Genomic DNA, 23,117 nt, shown 5'->3' with positions numbered 1-23,117 from the left:
GCAGATGCCGTCTGCCCCCGCGCGATAACATGCGCTCAGCGGCCATCGACGGTCCGCAAACCGAACCACTTGTCCTTGACGGCTTCGTAGTGCTCTTCGGAGCGATATTCGGCAACCGCGAGACCTTGCGTCTTGACAGTCAACCGGCCCATGGCGGCGAGCAGCGAATAGCTCGCGACGACGGCGTCGCGCTGCGCGCCAGCGAGCGCCTCTTGCGCGTCCAGAACGTCCTGTTGTGAGTCGAGCACGTCGAGTGTCGTGCGCTGGCCGACCTTTCGTTCTTCGATGACGCCCTCGAGGGCGAGATTGGCAGCCGAAATCTGCGACCGGCTTGCGGTGATTCGGGCGAGAGCGGAATCAAGCTGGGCGTAGGCCGAGACGACGGTCTGTTGAACTGAAGCGCGCGCGGAATCGACGAGGATCCGCTGCTGTCCCAGGATTTCCTTCGCCTGGCGGATCTGTCCATATTCAGCGCCGCCCTGATAGATCGGCACTTCCAGCCGCGCTGTTACGCTCGCGGTGGTATCGTCCAAGCCGCTGCCGACATTGCCGGTGTTGCGCGTCACCGCCCCCTGCAGGACGACGCCGGGCAGCATCGTGCCTTCTGCCGACTTCACCTGGAAGCCTGCCGAATCGACGGCGTATTGCGCAGCCAAAATCTGCGGATTTTCCCGCAAGCCTGTAGCCACGGCCTGATCGAGGGATCTCGGCATGCTCTTGCTGGCCGGCGCCGGCTGCCTGATTCCCGCGGGAGCCGCGCCGACAATCTGCACGTAGACCGCTTCGCTCTGCTTCAACTGGGCGATCGCGCTTACCAGCAAGGACTGCGCGTTGGCGAGTTCCGCCTCCGCCTGGCTCACATCCGTGCGGGTGCCTTCACCGACCTCGAGGCGAGCTTGCGAGGCGTTCAACTGTTCTCTAAGGAACGCAAGGTTCTGCCTGCGAATTGAAACGACCTGCTGGTCGCGTGCGATGTTGGCATAGGCCTGCGCCGCTGCAAGGAGGATCTGGATCTCGTTCGCCTTCAGCGTCTCACGGCTGGAGAAGACATTCGATTCGGCGGCTCTGACGTTGTTCAGCGTCTGAAATCCGTCGAAAATCATCTGGGTGATGCTAATCCCGATCTGACCGCTGTGCGTATCGAGCGTGCCGGTTTTCTCAATGTCTGAACGGGTCAGCGTGCCGGTCGCGGAGGCCGCAACCTGAGGCCGGAAGGCGGACTTGGCGATCGGAACCCCTTCATCGGTGGCGCGAAGTCCGGCGCGTGCGGCGTTGAGATCCGGGTTGTTCGCATAGGCCTTCGCCATTGCGCCGGCGATCGTCTCTGCGAGCGCCGCGTGCGGCGCGATCAGCACACTGGTCGAGACAGCCGCCCACAAGGCTGCTTTGCGGACAATCGACACCATCTTCCCTCCGATCAGCCGAGGCAGCTGCGCCGCCCCGCAAATACCAGCAAGTCCGCTCCGGGCGGCCTGCACAACTACCGAGGTGACGTGCTCGTGCCACCCGTTGGCGAGCAAATCACTACCCCTGCGCTCTTTGAACCCCGGATTCGGTCTTGCGACAACAGTCCACTGACGCTCTCAGCAGTCATTTCAAAAAGAAACAGAGGATACGTTGCCAATTGGCAACATTGCGATTTTGGTGACAACACTTCTATGTTGAGCGTCACCAATATGAGGTGCCTCAGAAAATAAAAGAACGCTCGCGGCGAAACCCGGGAAGAGGCTTGACGGCCGTGTTGAAGTCCGACCGTTCCGAGATCCTGCCGAATCCGCGCACATAAACTTTCGCACGAGATGCGTTACCAAATCCTTCAACCGCCACGAGGCGCCCGCCGTCGCGCAGTTGCCCGAAAAGGCCAGCGGGTATCGTTTCCACGGCGCCGTTGACGAAAATCACGTCATAGGGCGATTCTGCGGCGTAGCCTTCGGCAAGATTACCGGTCACCACCGCAATATTGTCATAGCCCAGGCGCGCGAGCGTCGCCGTCGCCGTCGCGGCCAGCCCCTCGTCGCTCTCCAATGCGACGACCGAGCCGGCAATCAGAGATAGCAATGCCGAGGCGTAACCGGTTCCGCAACCAATCTCGAGCACAACGTCAGACTTGGAGATACCGGCGAGCTGCAACAGCTTTGCAAGCGGCGATGGCTCCATCAGATAGCGCGGCTCGGTGCCGCCAACGAGTTCGATGTCGGCATCGATATAGGCCAGTTCCTTTAATTTCGCGGGCACGAACTCCTCGCGAGGAACGGAAAGGAAGGCGGACAGCACCGAATGGGAGGTCACATCCGTGGTCCGGACCTGATTGTCGACCATCTTAATGCGCGCTGCTTCGAAGTTCATGATACTGCCCTCGTGTCCCGGATAGGCGCGGCGCCGGTGTCCGGGAATTCCGCGCGATCTTGCATCTGGCTGCCGATGCGCAGCCCGTTGCCTAAGCTCATAAATCGGCGCACCGCCGGTTTCAAGCGACAGCGGCATTTCGGCTAGCAAAAAGGGAAGGATGGCAACGGCTCATGACAAAAACCGCAGCATCTCTGTAACGAAAGAGGGCAACGACGTGCCTGGTAATCGGGCGGCCACTCAGAGCGGATCGCTCAAAGATTCGCTTTCAATTAAACACTCCCTCGGAGCGTCGCGACAACAAAGCCAAGGGCTGCGGGTGCCTAGCGCCCGGGCGCCGCCTCGAGACCGACAAGGGCGATCTTGCCATAGCCTGCGCCTTGAATGAGATTCATCACCGTCATCAGTTCGCCGTAATCGACCAAGCGATCCGCGCGCAGCAGCACGCGTGTTTCGGTGCTCCCGTTGGTTATCCGATTGAGTTCCGAAACGAAGCTTTCGCGCGCCGTTTCCTCGTTGCCGATCGCCAGCGTCAAGTCCGACTTCAGCGTCACGAAAATCGGCTTGTCGTCCCTTGGCGTGGGCTTGGCCACGGATTGCGGCAGGTCGACCTTCATTTCGACGGTCGCCAAGGGGGCAGCAACCATGAAGATAATCAGCAGGACGAGCATGACGTCGATGAAGGGCGTCACGTTGATCTCGCTGTTCTCGTCGAGATCGCCGCCGCTTTCGGAAATCCTTCCCGCCATCGCCTTATCCGATCCTGGTTATCGAAGCGTCGACATAGCCGTCGCGCCTGTGCGGCTGCGTCTTGCGCACATGTCGATGGTCGAGGTCGCGGCTCACCAATCGCTCCACCGCTGCTGCCGCATCCGCCAGGATGAGCTTGTAGCCGCCCACGGACCGGGCGAAGTAGTTGTATATCACCACCGCTGGGATGGCCGCGACGAGGCCGATGGCCGTCGCCAGCAAAGCCTCGGCAATACCGGGCGCTACAATCGTCAGGTTGGTCGTCTGCGCTTTGCTGATGCCGATAAACGAATTCATGATCCCCCAAACCGTACCGAACAACCCGACGAAGGGACCAACCGAGCCGATCGATGCCAGAATGCCGGTGCCGCCGCTCATCCTCTTGCCAGCGCGAATCTCGATGCGGCCGAGTAGTGACGACACGCGCTCTTTGATGCCGGTGGCCGGCGCATGATCCAGAACCGCCTCCGAACGGGCCATTTCGTCGACCGCTGCCGCGACCATTTCCGCAGCAACGCCGGCCTTGCGGTCGACCCCGATCTTGACCTCGGCGAGGCCGTTCGCTGCGCTGAGCACTCGGACCGCGCGCTTCAGCCGTGATTTTGCACCGACGAGTTCTATCGTCTTCACCAGGAAGATCGCCCAGGTGATGACCGATGCCAGCGCCAGGCCGATCATCACGCTCTTGACGACGATATCGGCAGCAAGAAACATACCGATCGGCGAAAGATCATGCGGAAGGACCGGATTGGCGCTTGCGCCCGACGCGTCGACAGACGCAGGCTGCGCTGGCGCAGCCGGGACACTCGCTTGGCCGCCGTCGGTGGCAGCCGGTCCCGTAACGGCGGGCGCCGCCGCGTCCTGTGTTTGCCCGGCAACCGCTGCGGAGGGATCTTGCCGCACCGCTTGGGCGAAGCCTGTCGAAACCGCGCCGACAAGTGAAATGGCGAGCGTTGCCGCCAACAACAGAATCAATTGCGGCCGGGTCCGGTGTGACATCTCGTTCCTCACATATTGTGCGCCTGTGTTGCCGCCTGGCTGCGATGCAACCAGGGGACGGCCAAGCCTGCGTGCCTTCGCAGGCTCTTTACGACGAACTATGACCGAATGGCAAGGATTTGTGGAGTAAAATAATCAAGAATAATGACCCGGTCGCATCTTCCGACGCTATCGGGCAAGTCTAGAGAGTGCCTTGCTCGTCGTGGAAGTCGTTGCTGCGCCAGTCATACCGGCGATGACGTTGCCATGGCCTCTCAGTGGACGCGAACGAATTCGCCACCCGCATGCGGGGCGGCGCTACGGCCTGGGTCTCATCGACATAAATTTCGATCGCGCCGCTTCGCCGCAGAGTCTCGGCTGTCACAATCAGTGCCCGGCTCGATCTGCAGGCCGGCAACGGCCGACGGGTGGCTGCGATGACGATGTCTGCTGCCTCGCATAAGGACGGAAAGAGTTCGGGGGCGTCGACGATGGCGATGGTCCAGCCCTCGTGGCTGCGGCCGACGCACCATTCGCCCTTGCGGCAGAGAAAGCCGCCCGCTTTGACGGACGACAGGATTTCAGCCACGTTCGCTGCGCTTTCCGTATGGCTACGCGGTTCCGATTTTGCAGCTGAAGCGGAGGAAATTTCGACGACAGGCGCAACATGATTGCGGACGGCAAGCGCCCGTTGCCATTGCGAGAAGATAAAGTCCGGCGGCCGGGGCCGGTTGGTGGCGATGGCGTCTTCGGCGATCAGCCCAACCAACTGGCCATCTTCCGATATCACGACCGAGGGACGTTGGGCCTGGCGCTCCCAGGCGATCACCGTGCCGCCGAACACGATCAATACCGCACCAAAGAGCGCCAGCCGCGTTCGCAGCACACACAGCACAATGCCGCCGAACGCCGTCAGCGCAAAACCGGTCGCGCCCACCCGCCCCGTCACCCACTCTCCATCGAACGACGCTACGTAGCGCGCCACCGCGAGCATCCAATCCAGCCCCTGCCCCATCACCGCCAGGGGATAGTATTCAAGCCCGAACGGCATAAGCAGCATGGCGAACAAGCCGAACGGCATGATGAGAATGCTTATCAATGGCGTGGCGAGGACGTTGGCGATCAATCCATAGGCCGGCAACCGATGAAAATGGGCGGCGGCATAGACTGCCGTCGCCAAGCCGCCGATGAGAGACGTGGCGACGCTGCCTATGGCAAAATTGGACGCCGGCTCCCAGCGGTGCCCGCCAGTCATGCTCTCCCGTTCCCGCATTCGATATTCGCGCCAGCGAGCGTAGCCCGCCACAAGGGCCAGGGTGGCCGCGAAGGACATCTGAAAGCCCGGCCCGGCAACCGCGGACGGTGTCCAGGCGATAATGACGATTGCCGCCAGGGCGACATTCCGCAGGCTGATCGAAACGCGGTCGAAAAAGACTGCCACGAGCATGATGGAGATCATGATCCAGGAGCGAAGCGCCGAGACTGCACCACCGGCGATCAGTATATAGAGCAGGACCATCACCAGGGCGCCCGCTGCGGCGATCTTCTTGACCGGCAGCCGCTCGGCGAGACCCGGAACCAGGCTTAGCAGCGTCCGCGCGCCAACGAGAAAGGTCCCTGCCGCCAGGACCATGTTCAGCCCCGAAATAGCCAGGACGTGCGACAGGCCGGCGGCTCGCAGGGTTTCGACGGTATCGCGGCTGATGGCTCGCTCTTCGGCAGTGATGAGCGCCGCCGCAATCGCACCCGTATCGCCGCCGACCACAGTGCGGATCCGGTCTCCAACGGCTTCACGCACGCCAGCAAGAAAAGCCTTGCCTTGGGCCAACGACGACGTGTCGCTGCGAGACGAGGCAACATCGGCGTCCGGCATCTGTCGTGGAGCGCCGTAGAAAAACCCGACCGCTCCAACGCCCTTGAAGAAGGCGTCGAAGGCAAAATCGTTCAAGCCGGGCAGCGCGGGTCCCGAAGGCCGAGAAAGGCGCGCTTTTCCCTCGATGATCGCCCCGACCGGGAGCCCTTCGTGGCGACTTCGCGCCAGCAGTGTTGCCCTCGCGGGCGGCCTGCGCAGCCGCGGTCTGGACGTTTCCTCGATCTCGACCAGATATCGCCAACGCCCCTTATCATCCTGCTCGCGCGACAACACGCTTCCGCGAATGCTCGTCGTCACCGGGTCATCGAGAATGACCGTGCCGAGGCGCGCGGTCTCCGCGGCTGCCAGCAACATGCCGGCAACGACGGCGAACGGCACGACCGCGATCGGTCGCCAAGGCGCGAAGCCCCCTCGGCAGAGAAGCGCCGATATGCCGAAAACGCAAAGCAGCGGTGCAAGTTTGGCGATTCCGACGTCATACGGCAGCGCGAACCAGAAGAGGGAGCCGAGCGTCAGAAGCACCGGGATCAGCACGAAGCCGTGCCCAAAATCGGCTTCCTCCTCTGCGGCAGCGCGCAATCGCCGGACGATCGAAGCGGCAGCCGCAGGGATCCTGTACCCCAGTGGCGAACCATTCAGTGCTAGTGACAGCCGGCGACTGGCCCGCATTATCAGCGCGTCGGTGGCATGAACGGCGACTTGGCTGCCGATAAAAGGCGATGCACAGTACATCGCGTCGCGCGTCGTCGGCCCTCGCTCTTCCGTCCCCATTCCCGTCCGCTCTACCCCACTGCGGCTGTCGGCCGATCCTGCAGTCAACGTCGCCACATTGCAACCGGAAGATAAACTGCACAAAAAATCAGCACAGCTATATAGAATGGTACCGCATTATCAGATTAACGATCATTGATCTGATTGGACATCTGCCCATAACATGCGATTATTGCGTCGCCATATGCACGTTTTCGCATCGCACCAATTTGCCTTTCGTACAGCTTGGCAGTCGAAAATAAATCATATAGCAAATTCGCAACGTTCAATTTTCGTGGCATTTCGCTGTGTCACGTTGCCATAAGACGGAGGCTCCCATGACAGAAAAAGGCGCGGTTGTAACATTCGATGGAAAATCGGCGGAACTGCCAGTGCGATCGGGATCCATTGGGCCGGCCGTCGTCGATATCGGATCGCTCTACAAGCAGACGAAGATGTTCACTTACGATCCCGGCTTTACGTCGACGGCGTCGTGTGAATCCAAGATCACCTACATCGATGGTGACGAGGGCGTGCTTCTCCATCGCGGCTATCCGATCGAACAGCTTGCCGAGCACGGCGACTTCCTTGAAGTGTGCTACCTGCTCCTCTACGGTGAACTACCGACCAAGGCTCAGAAGGACGACTTCGACTATCGCGTGACCCACCACACGATGGTCCACGAACAGATGTCGCGCTTCTTCACCGGCTTCCGTCGCGACGCGCACCCGATGGCCGTCATGTGCGGCTGCGTCGGCGCCTTGTCTGCCTTCTATCACGACTCGACGGACATCACCGACCCGCACCAGCGCATGGTCGCGTCGCTGCGCATGATCGCGAAGATGCCGACGATTGCCGCCATGGCCTACAAATATCACATTGGCCAGCCGTTCGTTTATCCGAAGAACGACCTCGACTACGCGTCGAACTTCCTGCGCATGTGCTTTGCGGTTCCTTGCGAGGAATATGTCGTGAACCCGGTTCTCGCGCGCGCGATGGATCGGATCTTTATCCTGCACGCCGATCACGAACAGAATGCATCGACCTCTACCGTCCGCCTCGCCGGCTCGTCGGGCGCAAACCCGTTTGCATGTATCGCGGCCGGCATCGCCTGCCTCTGGGGACCGGCGCATGGCGGCGCCAACGAGGCGGCACTCAACATGCTCGCGGAAATCGGCACGGTCGACCGCATTCCGGAATATATCGCCAAGGCCAAGGACAAGAACGACCCGTTCCGCCTGATGGGCTTTGGCCATCGCGTCTACAAGCACTACGATCCGCGCGCGAAGATCATGCAGAAGACGACGCATGAGGTTCTCGCCGAGCTCGGCCACAAGGACGATCCGCTGCTCGAAGTGGCGATGGAACTCGAGCGCATCGCGCTGACCGATGAATATTTCATCGAAAAGAAGCTTTATCCGAACATCGACTTCTATTCCGGCATCACGCTGAAGGCACTGGGCTTCCCCACCACCATGTTCACGGTGCTCTTCGCCCTCGCCCGCACCGTCGGCTGGATCGCGCAGTGGAACGAGATGATCGAGGACCCGGAACAGCGCATCGGTCGCCCGCGTCAGCTCTATGTCGGTGCGCCGCAGCGCGACTACGTCCCCGTCTCGAAGCGCTGAGCGGATATCCCTTTAAATCAAGAAGCCCGGTCAGAGATGGCCGGGCTTTTTCCTTTCGAGATAATCGAAGACGATTTCCGCGGCCTTGTCGCCGGGCGGGCGGTCGGTAGCCATGCGCTGTTGCACGATGGCAAAACCGTCAAGCATCGCACGCCGTTGTGGCGTGTCGCTCGAAAGCCGCTCGAACCAACGCGTCAGCGCCGCTGGCCGGATCGTCTTGTTGAAATATTCCGGTACGACGGGAAAATCGGCGATGAGGTTTGGAAGTGCCGCCGTCCATATCCGAATCCGAGAATGCAGGAAACTGACGAGCCAATCGGCTCTGTAGGTTGAAACGACGGGAATGCCGGCAAGCGCCAGCTCGAGAACGACCGTTCCGGAAGCGGCAAGCGCGGCATCGGCCTTTTCAAAGGCCTCCCACTTCCTGTCCGTCGCAACCGATATTTCGGGCTGCACCTTCCACGATGCCGTCAGTTCCTTCACGCGCCGCTCCTGCCGGGGAACAGTCGGCAGCAGAAAGCGCGTGCGTGGATGGCGCGCCGCCAGTTCCTCGACGGTCTCACCAAAGATCGGCAATAGGCGGCTGACTTCGCTCCCGCGCGACCCCGGAAGCAGGAGACAGGTCGCGGGCCCCTGCGGCCGTTCCGCCTGCTGTTTTTCGCGCTGGCGGGCGCGAACCGCCAATACATTGATGTCGGACGCAAGGCGGTGCCCGACATAGGTAGTCGGCGGGCCATCGAGCGCGCGCATCACCTCCGGCTCGAACGGCAGGACCGCGAGCACGTGATCGACATAGGCACGCATGCGCGGCGCGCGCTCGGGCTTCCACGCCCAGACGCTCGGGCAAACGTAATTGATCACCGGCAGATGTGGCAGCGCGGTGCGTACACGCCGCGCCACCCGATGGGTAAAATCCGGGCTGTCAATGATCAGCAATGCATCCGGCCGAGCCGCGATGATTGCGCGCGCTGTCTGGCGGATGCGCAGGATGAGCTTCGGCAAACGTGCAAGGACCTGCGAAAAGCCCATGATCGACAATTCGGAATAGTCGAACAGCGATGTCAGCCCCTCGGCTTCGAGCGCCTCGCCACCGACACCGACGAGTTCAAGCGAGCCTCCAAGGCGGGGGCGAAGTGCGCGCACCAGATCGGCACCGAGCAAGTCTCCGGAGACTTCTCCGGCTATTACGGCCAGTTTGTAGCCCTTGCCCATCGTCGACGGCTCCTTGATCACGATGATCTTGGGCCGAACCGACCCAGAATCATAAACGTCATCGATCCTAAAGAGTTGGAGCGGGATGCGGGCGGAAAACCGAACACTCTTTTCCTCATCCCGCTCTAGCCTCCACGCTCGACACCCAGGATGAACAGGCCACCCTTATCCGCCTTCTCGACGAGCTGCGAACGCTCGAGAACAAGTGCCCTGCCCGCTTCGACCGCGATGCCTGCAAGGCCTGCTGCCTCGGCGCCGGCGACCGTGGAGGGACCAATAGAGGGTAGATCCGCGCGTTCATCCTGCTGCGGCTTGCAAAGCTTGACGAGAACCCCGCGACGGCGGGTCGAGACCCGCCCCTCCACCTTCAGCGCGGCAACGCGAGCCAGCATCGCATCAGTGCCTTCAGCGCCCTCGAGTGCGACCACCCTGCCGCCGACGGCGACGGCGCCCTGCCCGACGTCGAGCGCCCCCAGTGCGTTGGCAGCGGCGATCCCCGCTTCTATGTCCCGCCGATCGTCATCCGTCGGCATGTGGGCTCCGAGCGGCCCGGTGTCTGCGAGAAGATTGGGCACGACCTCCTGTGCGCCGATGACGCGGGCGCCACTCGCTTCGATGAGATCCATTGCCATTCGCAAGACCGCGTCGTCACCACCAGACATCAGAGTCCGAAGCACGCTCGGGACCGTGGCGAGTGTCCTTAAGGTGGGGCGGATATCACGCCATTCCGGTCGACGTCGAACCCCGCCGGAGAGCACAACGCGATCGATGCCCTCTTTCTCGAAGGTTCGGCTGATCCCGGCAAAATCGCCGATTGCCAGAATGGAGTGGTCGAACCCCGTCCAGTCGGCGTCCGCCTCGCGCGACAGCGCAATTATGAAGGGATCTTCGCCCTGTCGCCGCGCGGCCTCCGCCACGTGATGCGGCAGCGCGCCGGCGCCGGCAATGATCGCCAACCTGCCCCCTGTACCCGGCAGGGTGCGGGCTACCACTGCAGTCAACCTCTATTGCCGCGGTTCGGCGATGACAGCGCGCGATCGCTTTCTGCGGTGATGAAATCGAGGATCTCGAGCGCCGGCGCGCAATCGAGGTACTCCTGCCGGATCGCCGCAGCATTGGCACGGATCGATTCCGGACCCTCGAAAATCTGCTTGTACGCCCGCCGCACGGCATGGATCGTCGCGCGCTCGATGCCAGCGCGCGTCATGCCGACGACATTGAGACCGCTCAGAACGCCGGGGTTGCCGTTGAGCATACCATAAGGAATGACATCGTAGCTGACGGCCGAGAGCCCTCCGATAAAGGCCTGCCTGCCAATGCGCGTGAACTGGTGAACCGCCGACCCACCGCCGAGAATGGCGCGGTCGCCAACGATCACGTGCCCCGCCAGCATCACATTGTTGGACAGGATGATATTATTTCCGAGCCGGCAATCGTGCGCGACGTGAGAATTGGCAAGAAACAGGTTGTTGTTGCCAACGACAGTGGTGCCCCCGTGCTCAACGGTGCCCGTGTTCATCGTCACACCTTCGCGGATGGTGCAGTTCTCGCCAATGACCAGCGTCGTGTTCAAGGCGCTGTGATGCACGCTTTGCGAGTCACCGCCGATGACGGCGGACGGGAAGATTTTCGTCCTCTTGCCGACCGTCGTACGCCCGATGACAACGACGTGGCTCAGGAGTTCGACGTCTTCTCCCAGAACGACGTTCGGCCCGATATGACAAAACGGACCGACCTTCGCGTTCTCTCCGATCACCGCCCCATCTTCGATAACAGACGACGGGTGGATCTTGGCAGTCGATGCAATCATTTTCAGGCGTCTTCCTTGCTGACAATCATCGCGCCGATATCAGCTTCCGCGACAAGTTGCCCGTCAACTTTTGCATCACAGTGAAATTTCCAGATATTGCCACGTTGCTTCTGCTTCACGACATGGAATTCGACCCGGTCTCCCGGCACGACGGGCTTGCGGAAGCGGGCATTGTCGATGGTCATGAAGTACACGAGGTTGTCGCCGATCCCGGTCTTGCGGGCGCAGATGGCGCCGGCGGTCTGCGCCATGCCTTCGATCAGCAGTACGCCCGGCATGATCGGCTTTTCCGGAAAATGTCCCGTGAAATGCGGTTCGTTCGCCGTCACGTTCTTGATCCCGATCGCCGAATTGTCGGAGTCGATCGCGATGATGCGATCGACAAGCAGGAATGGGTAGCGATGGGGAAGAAGTGTCAGGATTTCCTGAATATCCGCCGTGCCGAGTACCGTTGCAGCCTCATTCATCCTTGCCACCCTTGTTCTTCTGTCGTTCGCTGGCGCGCATCGCCATCTCGGCGATGTCACGGAGAAAATCCCGCATCGGGCGTGCGGGAATGCCGCCGTAGCGCTCTCCGGCCGGCACGTCGCTCGCCACACCGCTCATCGCGGCGATCTGCACGCCATCTCCGATCGTGATATGGCCATTGACGCCGGTTCCGCCGCCGATCATCACGCCGTCGCCAATCTTCGTGCTACCGGCGATGCCGACCTGGCTGACGATGCCGCAATAGCGACCGATGCGGACGTTGTGCCCGATCTGGACGAGGTTGTCGATCTTCGTGCCCTCGCCGATCACGGTATCATCCATGGTGCCGCGATCGACTGTGGTGTTGGCACCGATCTCGACGTGATCCTGGATGATCACGCGACCGACCTGAACGATCTTGATCATTCCGCCCCGGGGGCCTGGTGCGTAGCCAAAGCCGTCCTGGCCAATGCGCGCGCCGGGATGAATGATGACGTTGTTGCCGATCAGCGCACAAAGAACACTGGCTCCGGCGGAAATCGTGCAATCACGGCCAATTCGGACATTCGGCCCGATGACGGCTCCCGCAGCAATCCGCGTTCCGCCGCCGATCTCGGCGCCGGCACCGATCACCGCCATCGGCTCAATATCTACACCCGCCTCGAGTCGGGCTGTCGGATCGACAAACGCACCCGCAGCGATGCCCCGCTCGCTTGTGTTGTAGGATGGGCGCATGGCCATTTCATGGAGCAGGGCGCCCGCGAGAGCGAAGGCCGTATGCGGCTTCGCGGTCAGGAGAACCGGAACGTGATCCGGAACAATCGAAGATATCGCCTTGTCGCAAATGATTGCCGAGGCATGACAATCGTTCAGCTCGTCGCGGTTCTTACGCGAAAGCATATAGCAGACATCGCCCGATTTGGCGCGGTAAACTGGCGCGACCGCGTGGATCAAGCGATCCGCCGCAGCGGCATCCGACAACTCCGCCCCAATCCGATTCGCCAGGTCACCCAAACGAATCCCTTGATGGGGCGGAAAAAACCAGTTCTGTTCCATAGACACTCCAGAACGATTTTGGACAGCAGTTCTGGACTGCTCTTTATCAGAACGACGAGTTAATGCCGAACTTGAAGTTCTGGATTTCGTCGAAATCTTCCTTCGCGACCGGGACAGCGTAATCCACACGCAGCGGACCAAAGGGCGACGCCCAGATCAGGCCGACACCGACAGAGGCGCGCAACGAGGCATCGTCACCACGAACGGATTCGCCGGGACCAACGTCGACGTCGTTGCCATAAAGCGTGCCGGCATCGACGAACAGCGCACCGCGGAAACCGCTATCACGTGGGATACCAGGCAAGGGGAACGACGCTTCCGCAGAGGCCGTAAAGTAGGTCGTACCGCCCAGCGCGTCGCCGTTGTTGACGCGCGGACCGAGACCGTTGCGCTCAAAGCCACGGATATCGTTACTACCCAATTGGAATTGGTCGAAGACTTCCATCGAACCGGACGTCTCGAACAAGTGACCAGCACTTCCGCTGAGCGATGCGATGATGTCTGCCTCGTCGTTCACCGTGTAATACCACTTGGCCTTACCCGTCAGCTTGTAGAAATCGGACGTGCCGCCAAGGCCGGCGAATTCCTGCGTGACCGACGCGAGGATACCCTCGTGCGGAAGCTGAGCGTCATCCAGCGTGTTGTAGGTGACCGACTGCGAGATCGACGAGCGGGTCCACGGGCTGCCATCGATCGCGCGGTCATAGGGCGTCGACAACTCGTCCTTGTCACCGAAGTATTCGAACTCCGTGTAGTTATAGCGCAGCGTCGTCGACAGGGCCTCCGTGATCGGCGCAGTTACGCGCAGGCTGAAGCCCTGGTCGTTGTAGCTGTAGTTATCGTCGTCAAAGTCGTTTTCGTTCTTGAACAGATCGAAACCCGCGGCCAGACGGTAACCGAGGAAATAAGGCTCGGTAAACGACACGTTGTAAGTTTGGCTGTCTTCACCCTTGCCGGCGGCAAGACGAATATATTGCCCGCGACCAAGGAAGTTCTTTTCCTCGATCGAGGCTTCGACGAGGAAGCCACCGCCGCTGCCGGCGGAATAACCACCACCGATGCCGAACGAACCGGTCGACTGGTCCTGCACATCGACAACGATCACGACACGGTCCGCAGCGCTGCCTGGCTGCGTGGAAATGTTTACGCTCGAGAAATAGCCGAGAGCCTCGAGCCGGCGCTTAGCGCGAGCGACCATCTCCTGGTTGAAGGCATCGCCTTCACCGACGTCGAACTCGCGGCGAATAACGTAGTCACGCGTGCGCGTGTTGCCACGGATCTCAATGCGCTCGACGTAGGCGCGCTCACCCTGGTCGACCAGATAGTCGACGGCGATCGTGTGATTGGCAAGGTCACGGTTGCCACGCGGCGTCACGCGAGCGAACGGATAGCCCTCCGAAGCAACACGCTTCGAAATTTCGCTCATCGTGTCTTGAACATCCTTCGCCTTATAGACGGAACCTTCCCGGCTCTGGATCAGCCCCCTCAACTCTTCGGCGTCGATACCTTCGACCGTCGACTCGACATTGACTGCACCGAAGTCGTACCGCGGACCTTCCTCGACGGTGATCGTCACCGCGTATTCGTTGGTCTCTTCATTCAGCGTCGCGTCGGACGAGATAACCTGGAAGTCGGCATAGCCGCGGTTGTAATAGAACTGACGCAGCAGCTCTTCGTCGGCGCGCAGCTTGTCCGGATTGTAAACGTCCTTACGGGTCAGGAACGAGAAAATGCCCGATTCCTTGGTCGCTATCACCGACTGCAGCCGGCCATCGCTGTAAGCTTCGTTGCCGACGAAATTGATCTGGGAAATCTTCGTGCGCTCGCCCTCGTTGATGACAAAGGCAATGTTCACGCGGCCTTCGGCAATCGGCACGACCTGCGTCGTGACGGTGACGTCGCTACGACCAATCGCAGCATAGGCGGCCTTGATAGCCTGGATATCGCTTTCGACGGTTGCCTCACTGTAAGGACCGAGCGACTGAGTCCGCACCACACCCTGGAGCTTATCGTCCTTGATCTTGCGGTTACCGTTGAAGACGACCTGGTTGACGAGCTGGTTTTCGCTGACGGTGACAACGAGCGTGCCGCCGGCGACATTGATGCTCACGTCGGAGAAATATCCCGTGGCATAAAGGCGCTTCACCGAAGCATCGATATCGGCGTTGCTGAAGTTCCTACCCGGGACAATCGTTATGTTTGCGCGCACGGTGTCCGCGCTTACGCGCGTTGCGCCCCGCACTTCAACCCGATTGATGACCGCGGCTTGTGCAACGGACGTGCCTGCGAACACCCCAACACCGGTACCCGTGGCAACCATGCTTGCTGACAGCGCAAACGCCGACACCGCGTTCAAAAACCTTGAACCAGCTTTCATGCTAAATCTTACCTTTTCCCAACGTCCCGCGGCAATTTCGTACCGACTCCGGTCACGGTTGCCGTTTTACCCGCTTTTGCCATACAAGCAAGCCAGCTAGTTAAATTCTGTTTACTTCAATTCGAACCGTGGCTTAACCGCCACTACGGATTCGACTTATCGTAAACAAATCCTTGCCGCGCAAGCCATTGCGCGTCGCTCGTTCACAATATCCGAAAGGTTGTTCCGTCCCTCCCAAGGACCCCGGAAGGCAGGAAGAGCCAAAAGCCTGCTGCATGTTTCCTCAGATCGTCGCCGATTTGAGGAAACATGCAGCAATTCAAAGTGCTACAGCGTCCTTTGCGAGTCTGATTGGACGCGCGGCGTTTCAGAGACAACGCCTCACGTCTTCGGGATCCCGTTTCAGCCGAAAAGCCAGTTGATGTCGTTCCACGCCGCAAAGACCGTAAGCATCAGCACCATCGCAAATCCGATGCGGAAAGCGATGTCCTGTGCCGCAGGCCCGACCGGTTTGCCGCGCAACGCCTCCACCGCATAGAACATGAGATGGCCGCCATCAAGCACGGGCACGGGCATGAGGTTAAGCAATCCTATAGAAACTGAGAGAACGGCTGCGAAATTCAGCACTTCGGCAACGCCAAGCTTGGCCATCTGCCCGGAAATCTGGGCAATGCGGATCGGTCCGCCCACCTGATCGGCCTTCATCCGGCCAACGACCAGGTTCGACAGATAGTCGAACGTGCCGGTGACAATGCGCCAGCTTTGCAGCGCTCCCTGCCCGACCGCCTCCAGCGGCCCATAGGTCTCGATTCGGAAGTTGCCGACCTCCTGGTTGGTACCGATGCCGATCTTGCCCTCTTCCACCTTGTTTCCCAGCGGGTCGACCGATTCGGTGCGCTGCGGCACCATCTGCAGGTCGATCGGGGAACCATCGCGCTCAACGCGCACCGTGATCGGCAGTTCGGGGCGGACACTGACGTAACGTCGCACGTCGTCAAAGGTGACAATCGGCGTTCCGTCGATTGAAACAAGCCTGTCACCCAGCTTTACGCCTGCCTTCTCTGCCGCGCTCCCCGGCGCGACCAAGGCCACGACCGGATCGGCAACGGCCCGCCCGTAAACGGAAAAGAGAACGGCAAAGATTGCAATGGCCAGCACGAAATTGGCAATTGGTCCGGCGGCGACGGTCGCGGCCCTCTTCCAAAGCTTCGCTCCCAGGAACGTGCGCGCCCGATCTTCCGGCGCGATTGACTCGAGACGCCGATAGTCGGGCGTACTCGCTGCATCGTCGTCGCCGAAGAATTTCACATAGCCGCCGAGCGGAATCGCGCAGAATTTCCATCTGGTGCCGTGACGATCGGTCCAGCCGAAAAGCTCTGGTCCGAAGCCGACGGAAAAGGCGAGAATACGGATGCCGGACCAGCGGCCCACCAGGTAGTGTCCCAGCTCATGAACGAACACCAAGAGGGTCAGCAGGAACAGGAAGGTGGGCATAGCGTATTGCAGATTTTCAAGCAGAAGGCTCATTGGCATTTCCTAACGCATCCGCTGCTGCGGCATCGCGCGCGTCCTCGAGATGCGCGGCCGCCGCTGTCACATGTTGCATCCTTATATAATCTACCTTCAATCCAATTTCGACTTAAGGGATTAAACAACCGGCCTCAAAGGCCCAACAGGACCGAACCGAAGGCGACGGCGCGCCCGCCGGCAGACAGGATCTGCGCCAACACCAGAACCAACGCGGCGACACAGGCGAATATCAATCCGTCGACCCGGTCCATGACCCCGCCATGTCCGGGAATAAGCCGGCTCGAATCCTTGACGCCGAAACGACGCTTGATGAAAGACTCGAACAGATCCCCGATCTGGCTGGCGACGGACAGCACGAGCGCGATGATCGGAATGCGCAAATCCTGCAGGGAGAAATGAGCCATGAAGACGACAACACCCGCAAGGACGCCGCAGGTCGTCCCGCCCAGCGCTCCCGACCAGGTTTTCCCAGGCGAGATGGCCGGCGCCAGCTTCGGTCCACCGATTGCCCTGCCGGTAAAATAAGCGAAGATATCCGTCCCCCAAACGACTGCGAACACGAAAAGCATCGCTACCAGGCCGAGATAATCGGCGCCGCGGATTGCCGCGAGCGAAACCGCCGTCAAACCGGCATAGACGATGCCACCGGGTAGCCACCAGCTCGTCTTGCGGATCACCACCCAAAGCCCGGCGAGAACCGAACAGGCCGCTAGGACCGGCAGGCTGAGATGGATATAGTCAAACAGGACGAGGATTGCGATCACGGCCTGGGAAAGCCACCCGAACGCATTGCCCTGAAAGTCGCTCTCACTGAGCTTGGTAATGGTCGACCATTCGTAATAGACCAGTAGGCCGATCGCGACGGACAGGAGCTGGAAGGCAAGGCCACCCGCCCAAGTCGCACCAAGGGCGACCGCCGCAAGCACTACCCCGGAGGCGATGCGTAGCTTGAGTTCAGCCTGCATCAGGAGCCGACCGCCAGCGTCGGTTGCGAGAGGCCGCCGAAACGGCGTTCGCGGCTGGCATATTTTTCGATGGCGGCAAGGAATGTCTCGCGCGTGAAATCCGGCCAAAGTTCGGGAATGAACAGCAATTCCGAATAGGCTCCTTGCCAAAGCAGAAAGTTGGAGAGGCGTTCTTCGCCGCTCGTCCGCAGGATGAGGTCCGGATCGGGAATGCCCGCGGTGTCGATCGTTGCGGAGATCGTCTCCGCTGTGATCTCGTCCGGGCGGAGGCGACCGGCTGCCACCTCTGTCGCTAGACGGCGCATCGCCCTTGCCAACTCGTCTCTCGCGCCATAGTTGAATGCGATCACCAAGGTGATCCCGGTGTTCGCACTCGTCGTTTCCTCTGCCTCGATCAGCAACGGCAGAATGTCACCCCTGAGATTTGCGCGGTCGCCGATGACGCGGATGCGGACGTTCTCGCGATGCAGATCGGCGAGATCCCGTCGTATGAACGCCTTAAGCAGGCCCATGAGGTCCGTGACCTCGGCCTCGGGCCTGCTCCAGTTTTCCGACGAGAATGCGAAAAGCGTCAAATAGCGAATGCCGAGTTCGGCGGCCGTCTTTACCGCGGCCCGCACGGCTTCAACGCCTTTTCGATGTCCCATCGTGCGCGGCAGTCCACGCGCGTTCGCCCATCGTCCGTTGCCGTCCATGATGATGGCAACGTGATTCGGTACGTTTGCGGGGATGAACTCTTGCATTGGCGGTCCGAAAAAAGAGACTCAGATCATCGACGCGTCAGACCTGCATGATTTCCTTTTCCTTATCGGCGAGCAAGCGGTCGATCTCGGAAATCGTTTCGTCGGTCATCTTTTGTACGCGTTCCGACTGAGCGCGGTGGATATCCTGCCCGATCTCGCCATCCTTTTCGGCTTTTTTCAGGTCGTCCATGCCGTCACGGCGAACATGGCGGACCGCCACCTTGCTTTTCTCGGCGTAGTCATGCGCCACCTTGACGAGAGACTTGCGGCGCTCCTCGTTCAGTTCCGGCAGCGGAATACGCAGGTTCTGGCCGTCAACGATCGGGTTCAATCCGAGATTCGATTCCCGGATGGCGCGCTCAACGGCGCCAACCATGGATTTGTCCCATACCGAAACGGACAGCATCCGCGACTCCGGAACCGTGATGTTGGCCACCTGGTTCAACGGCATGCGCGAGCCGTAGGCTTCGACGGTTACCGGATCGAGAACATTGGCCGATGCGCGGCCGGTGCGAAGCGACGCGATGTCATGCTTGAATGCGGAGATCGCTCCGTCCATGCGGCGTTTCAATTCCTTCAGGTCCACACCTTCACTCATGGTTCAAGACTCCCGTTCTGTCTTCAGTGGCCCGGAGGCCTTCAAACTGTCAATTGTCCGTAACGATGGTGGCATGGCCGCCGCCGGTCAATATCTCCGCAAAACCGCCCTTCTCGTGGATCGAGAAAACGACGATCGGAATGGCATTTTCGCGTGCGAGAGCCACCGCGGCAACGTCCATCACGGCCAATCCCCTCTCCAGAACCTCGCTGTGCGTGAGGCGATCGAACCGGGTAGCCGTCGGGTCCTTCTTCGGATCGGCCGAGTAGATGCCGTCAACCTGCGTTCCCTTGAAGATCGCTTCTGCGCCCATCTCCGCTGCGCGAAGCGCTGCGGCGGAATCCGTCGTGAAGAACGGATTGCCGGTGCCTCCGGCGAAGATGACCACGCGGCCAAGCGAGAGATGATATAGGGTCGCGCGCTGCGAAAAACTCTCACAAATTTCCGGCATTGCGATGGCCGAAAGCACGACGGTGTCGATGTCCAGCTTGCGCAGCGACGTCGCCAGGGCGAGCGCATTGATCACCGTCGCCAGCATACCCATGTGGTCGCCGGTTACCCGGTCGCCCCCCTTCGAGGCGACTGCGACGCCACGGAAGATGTTGCCGCCGCCGACAACCACGCCGACTTCGACGCCCATGGCGCGCGCTTCGGCGATATCCGATGCGATCCGGTCGGCGACCGCCACATCGATGCCGAAGCCCTGGCTTCCCATCAAGGCTTCACCGGAGGCTTTGAGAAGAACACGCTTGTAGATTGGCTTGGCCGACATCATCGCTCCTGAACAGATCGGCACGCCTGTGCGGAAGGGGGTGCACAGCGGCATAGGGATATATTGTATTGCGCGGTATCGACCGCTCGGGCAAAAAACCGGCGGGTCCGACGCTTTGACGAATGCCGGATACACGAAGGGCATCGCGTTGTCACGCGATGCCCCCATGTTTTCCCAATAAGGGTGAAGAAATCAGCCCTTGGCAGCCGCGGCGACTTCCGCAGCGAAATCGGACTCTTCCTTCTGAACGCCTTCGCCGAGCAGCAGACGCGCGATGCCGGCAACCTCGATCGGCGCACCGACGGTCTTTTCCGCGTCCTTGATCGCCGCCTCGACGGTCTGGTCGGGGTTCATGACGAAAGCCTGCGAGAGAAGGGCGACTTCCTCGAAGAACTTGCGCATGCGGCCTTCGACCATCTTCTCGATGATGTTGTCCGGCTTGCCCGAAGCGCGCGACTGTTCGATGAAGACGTTGCGCTCGCGTTCGGCGACTGCGGGGTCGATTTCGCTCGGGCGAACCGCCAGAGGGTTGGTCGCAGCAACGTGCATGGCAACCTGACGGCCGATCACGTTCAGGGCTTCCTTGTCACCGGTCGACTTGAGAGCGACCAGTACACCGAGCTTGCCGAGGCCGTCGGCAACCGAATTGTGGATGTAGGTCGCGACGACGCCATCGTCGACCGACAGCAGCGCGGCGCGGCGCAGCGTCATGTTTTCGCCGATCGTCGCAATCGCGTCGGTGATCGTATCGGCAACGGACTTGCCGGTAGCAGGATACTTGGCAGCGCCGATTGCGTCGACCGATCCGTCGGTTCCGACAGCAACAGCTGCAACGCCGCGAACGAGGTCCTGGAAGGCGTCGTTGCGGGCGACGAAGTCCGTTTCCGAGTTGATCTCGACGACTACGGCCTTGTTGCCGGCGCTGGCGATGCCGATGAGGCCTTCGGCAGCCGTGCGGCCAGACTTCTTGTCGGCCTTGGCGATGCCCTTGGCGCGCAGCCAGTCGATCGCCGCTTCCATGTCGCCATTGGTTTCAGCAAGCGCCTTCTTGCAATCCATCATGCCTGCGCCGGTCTTTTCGCGCAGTTCCTTCACCATTGCGGCAGTAACACTCATCTTTTTGCCTCTTTGTCTGTTTGGCTGGCGCGCTCACTGTCAGTGGCGCAATGCCAGGAGGTTTTGGCAGGGAATGGCTTTTCAATGTGACATCGTGATGAACGCTCCATCGCGATGATGCATGGGCGAGATATTCTCGGGCCCGATCGCGCCATTTCCGGCTGAAAAGAACGAGGCCGTTCAGATTTCCATCACAAACGGCCTCATCCGACATGTCATTGGGTACGGCGGCCCTGCGTGTTTAGCCCGATCTCGGAATAAAACATGCAGCAATTCAAAGTGCTACAGCGTCCTTTGCGCGTCTGGTGGACGCGCGGCGCTGTAGAGCCACCGTCCGGCCAGATCAGGCCTCGGACGATTCGTCGAGAGCCGGCTCGACCGGAACCTCGACCGATGCACCGAGATCGCGGCCAGCAGCACCCTGCTGACGGGCGATGCCGTCGATGGCGGCGCGAGCGATGAGATCGCAATAGAGAGCGATGGCACGCGATGCGTCGTCATTGCCCGGGATCGCATAGTCGATCTGGTCCGGATCACAGTTGGAGTCGATGACGGCAACGACCGGAATGCCAAGGCGCTTGGCTTCGTCGATCGCGATCGATTCCTTGTTGGTGTCGATGATGAACATCAGGTCCGGCGTGCCGCCCATGTCGCGGATACCGCCAAGTGCACGGTTCAGCTTCTCGCGCTCACGCTCGAGGTTCAGGCGCTCCTTCTTCGTGAAGCCCGAGGCTTCCGAAGCGAGGATGTCGTCGAGCTTGCGCAGGCGCTGGATCGAGTTGGAAATCGTCTTCCAGTTGGTCATCATGCCGCCGAGCCAGCGAGCATTGACGTAGTACTGGGCAGAGCGCTTCGCGGCGTCGGCGATGATTTCCGAAGCCTGGCGCTTCGTGCCGACGAAAAGCACGCGGCCGCCGTTGGCGACGGTGTCGCTGACAACCTGCAGGGCGCGCGACAGCATCGGAACGGTCTGGGCGAGGTCGATGATGTGGACGTTGTTACGATCGCCGAAGATGTACGGCTTCATCTTCGGGTTCCAGCGATGCGTCTGGTGGCCGAAGTGAACGCCGGCTTCGAGAAGCTGGCGCATAGTAAAATCAGGCAATGCCATGCCTTTGTCTCCTTTTCCGGTTGAACCTCCGCAAGGCGTCGAGCGCATCATTGCTGCGCCCACCGGCGGAACAATCCGGATTTCTCCCGGAAAATCCCATGCCTCACGTGTGGAATGGGCAGCCCCTTAACCGCAACTGCCCGATAAATCAAGACTGGAAGTCAGTTTTGTGCGGTTCTTTCCTATTTGCAGTCTTCCGCGTTGAAGACTTCGAGGTTGGCGAGCTTTCCGCTGAGCACGAAATCTCCATAATCCATCGTCAGGTCGCGCGTGACTCCGTTTTCATAAAGCTTGAACGACATGCTGTAGATGGGCTGCGCGTCTCCGCTCCTGTCGTCGTTGAAGTAGGAGATCGTCACTGGCCAGTAATTCTCGGCCGCGAGCTTTCCGGCCTTGCCGACATCGGCGTCATCCGGCGCCGGCTTGCGCGGCTTGCCGACGAAGGTCGAAGTGATCAGCGTCTTGTCGCCCGTATCGGACCCGTCGAAGATGCGCGACTCGAAAAACGCGTCACCCTTCTTCGCCCGAGCGATCACTTCCAACATGTGCTCGGTCGGGAAACGGCTTTCGGCGAGCGCCACCTCGCGCTTGTCCGGTGCCGTCAGTTCGACCTTGACCCCGGTCTTGTCTTCATGCGCACTGCCGCGGACTTCCTTGTCGAGCTTCTCGTCGGTGAAAGAACGCGTCAGAAAGCGGAAGTTGCGGTTGCGCATATCCTCGTAGGTGGTCGTCTGCTGGTCCGTGAGGCGAACTTCCTCTCCGGTATCGACCTGGGTCATGAACCTGAAACTGACGGTGTAACCCTCGCAGGCCGAGCCGTTGAATTCATAGACCATGCGACCGTACATGCTCGAAATGCCCGAGCGATCGGACGCATCCTTCAGCTCCAGATCGTAAACGGCGCGGTGGGGCGCAAGCGCGCTCGCATCGGCAGCATCGGCGCCCAAGGCCGTCATTGCCGCGAGACAGACGCTTCCAAAACTGGCAAGACCGAAGCCTGTACGAAACATCCGTTTCCTCCTGTTGCACTCGCC

The 23,117-nt window shown here is 60.6% G+C and carries 20 protein-coding genes; 1 reads left to right on the top strand and 19 read right to left on the bottom strand.

All coding sequences use genetic code 11. The features are described 5' to 3' along the window. Window positions 1–35: 35 nt before the first annotated feature. The 5 genes from tolC to RB548_RS06740 form a co-directional block, all read right to left on the bottom strand. On the bottom strand, window positions 36–1,406 hold the full coding sequence (gene tolC / locus RB548_RS06760; protein WP_331374197.1) for an outer membrane channel protein TolC: 1,371 nt from the start codon (window positions 1,404–1,406) through the stop codon (window positions 36–38). 280 nt (window positions 1,407–1,686) lie between these two features. After that, window positions 1,687–2,346: a protein-L-isoaspartate O-methyltransferase family protein gene (locus RB548_RS06755; protein WP_331374196.1), complete on the bottom strand. Its 660-nt coding sequence runs from the start codon at window positions 2,344–2,346 to the stop codon at window positions 1,687–1,689. Between the two features lie 323 nt (window positions 2,347–2,669). Continuing rightward, entirely contained in the window at window positions 2,670–3,095 is a 426-nt protein-coding gene (exbD, locus tag RB548_RS06750) for a TonB system transport protein ExbD (protein ID WP_331374195.1), read from the bottom strand. A gap of 4 nt (window positions 3,096–3,099) precedes the next feature. After that, window positions 3,100–4,095, bottom strand: a complete 996-nt coding sequence (gene exbB / locus RB548_RS06745) for a tonB-system energizer ExbB (RefSeq protein ID WP_331374194.1) — start codon at window positions 4,093–4,095, stop codon at window positions 3,100–3,102. Window positions 4,096–4,276: 181 nt separating this feature from the next. Then, entirely contained in the window at window positions 4,277–6,679 is a 2,403-nt protein-coding gene (locus RB548_RS06740; protein ID WP_408642412.1) for a ComEC/Rec2 family competence protein, read from the bottom strand. Between the two features lie 356 nt (window positions 6,680–7,035). Here RB548_RS06740 and gltA point away from each other — a divergent pair, with 356 nt between their 5' ends. After that, window positions 7,036–8,325, top strand: coding sequence for a citrate synthase (gene gltA / locus RB548_RS06735; RefSeq protein ID WP_331374193.1), 1,290 nt, complete (start codon window positions 7,036–7,038; stop codon window positions 8,323–8,325). Between the two features lie 30 nt (window positions 8,326–8,355). Here the strand turns inward: gltA and lpxB are convergent, their stop codons facing one another. From lpxB to RB548_RS06665, 14 genes are all read right to left on the bottom strand, one after another. Continuing rightward, complete coding sequence (gene lpxB / locus RB548_RS06730; RefSeq protein ID WP_331374192.1) at window positions 8,356–9,537, bottom strand: lipid-A-disaccharide synthase; 1,182 nt, start codon at window positions 9,535–9,537, stop codon at window positions 8,356–8,358. 125 nt (window positions 9,538–9,662) lie between these two features. Beyond that, entirely contained in the window at window positions 9,663–10,529 is an 867-nt protein-coding gene (locus RB548_RS06725; RefSeq protein WP_331374191.1) for an LpxI family protein, read from the bottom strand. A 5-nt stretch (window positions 10,530–10,534) separates the two neighbouring features. Beyond that, complete coding sequence (lpxA, locus tag RB548_RS06720) at window positions 10,535–11,347, bottom strand: acyl-ACP--UDP-N-acetylglucosamine O-acyltransferase (RefSeq protein WP_408642399.1); 813 nt, start codon at window positions 11,345–11,347, stop codon at window positions 10,535–10,537. A 2-nt stretch (window positions 11,348–11,349) separates the two neighbouring features. After that, window positions 11,350–11,814 (bottom strand): 3-hydroxyacyl-ACP dehydratase FabZ, encoded by a 465-nt coding sequence (fabZ, locus tag RB548_RS06715; RefSeq protein WP_136504485.1) that lies wholly within the window; start codon window positions 11,812–11,814, stop codon window positions 11,350–11,352. Further along, window positions 11,807–12,871, bottom strand: coding sequence for a UDP-3-O-(3-hydroxymyristoyl)glucosamine N-acyltransferase (lpxD, locus tag RB548_RS06710; protein WP_331374901.1), 1,065 nt, complete (start codon window positions 12,869–12,871; stop codon window positions 11,807–11,809). Before lpxD ends, fabZ begins: the two co-directional genes overlap by 8 nt. Before the next feature lie 46 nt (window positions 12,872–12,917). Continuing rightward, complete coding sequence (gene bamA / locus RB548_RS06705) at window positions 12,918–15,248, bottom strand: outer membrane protein assembly factor BamA (protein WP_331374190.1); 2,331 nt, start codon at window positions 15,246–15,248, stop codon at window positions 12,918–12,920. A 402-nt stretch (window positions 15,249–15,650) separates the two neighbouring features. Further along, window positions 15,651–16,775 carry an RIP metalloprotease RseP gene (rseP, locus tag RB548_RS06700; RefSeq protein WP_331374189.1) on the bottom strand — a complete coding sequence of 375 codons (1,125 nt, stop codon included), beginning with the start codon at window positions 16,773–16,775 and terminating at the stop codon, window positions 15,651–15,653. A 134-nt stretch (window positions 16,776–16,909) separates the two neighbouring features. Next, a complete protein-coding gene (locus tag RB548_RS06695; RefSeq protein ID WP_331374188.1) occupies window positions 16,910–17,743 on the bottom strand; it encodes a phosphatidate cytidylyltransferase in 834 nt (277 codons plus the stop codon). Beyond that, window positions 17,743–18,486, bottom strand: a complete 744-nt coding sequence (locus tag RB548_RS06690; RefSeq protein ID WP_331374187.1) for an isoprenyl transferase — start codon at window positions 18,484–18,486, stop codon at window positions 17,743–17,745. The genes RB548_RS06695 and RB548_RS06690 overlap by 1 nt, the downstream gene beginning before the upstream one ends. A gap of 37 nt (window positions 18,487–18,523) precedes the next feature. Beyond that, window positions 18,524–19,084, bottom strand: coding sequence for a ribosome recycling factor (gene frr, locus RB548_RS06685; RefSeq protein WP_331374186.1), 561 nt, complete (start codon window positions 19,082–19,084; stop codon window positions 18,524–18,526). A 49-nt stretch (window positions 19,085–19,133) separates the two neighbouring features. After that, window positions 19,134–19,856: a UMP kinase gene (gene pyrH, locus RB548_RS06680; protein ID WP_331374185.1), complete on the bottom strand. Its 723-nt coding sequence runs from the start codon at window positions 19,854–19,856 to the stop codon at window positions 19,134–19,136. A gap of 192 nt (window positions 19,857–20,048) precedes the next feature. Next, entirely contained in the window at window positions 20,049–20,972 is a 924-nt protein-coding gene (gene tsf / locus RB548_RS06675) for a translation elongation factor Ts (RefSeq protein ID WP_331374184.1), read from the bottom strand. A 343-nt stretch (window positions 20,973–21,315) separates the two neighbouring features. Continuing rightward, a complete protein-coding gene (gene rpsB, locus RB548_RS06670) occupies window positions 21,316–22,083 on the bottom strand; it encodes a 30S ribosomal protein S2 (protein ID WP_283965003.1) in 768 nt (255 codons plus the stop codon). A gap of 182 nt (window positions 22,084–22,265) precedes the next feature. Next, window positions 22,266–23,093 (bottom strand): cell envelope integrity EipB family protein, encoded by an 828-nt coding sequence (locus RB548_RS06665; RefSeq protein WP_331374183.1) that lies wholly within the window; start codon window positions 23,091–23,093, stop codon window positions 22,266–22,268. Window positions 23,094–23,117: the final 24 nt, after the last annotated feature.

This window comes from Sinorhizobium chiapasense, from assembly GCF_036488675.1.
Lineage (GTDB): Bacteria > Pseudomonadota > Alphaproteobacteria > Rhizobiales > Rhizobiaceae > Sinorhizobium > Sinorhizobium chiapasense.
The sequence above is the reverse complement of the archived record's forward strand: the minus strand, read 5'-3'. Positions and strand labels throughout refer to the sequence as shown.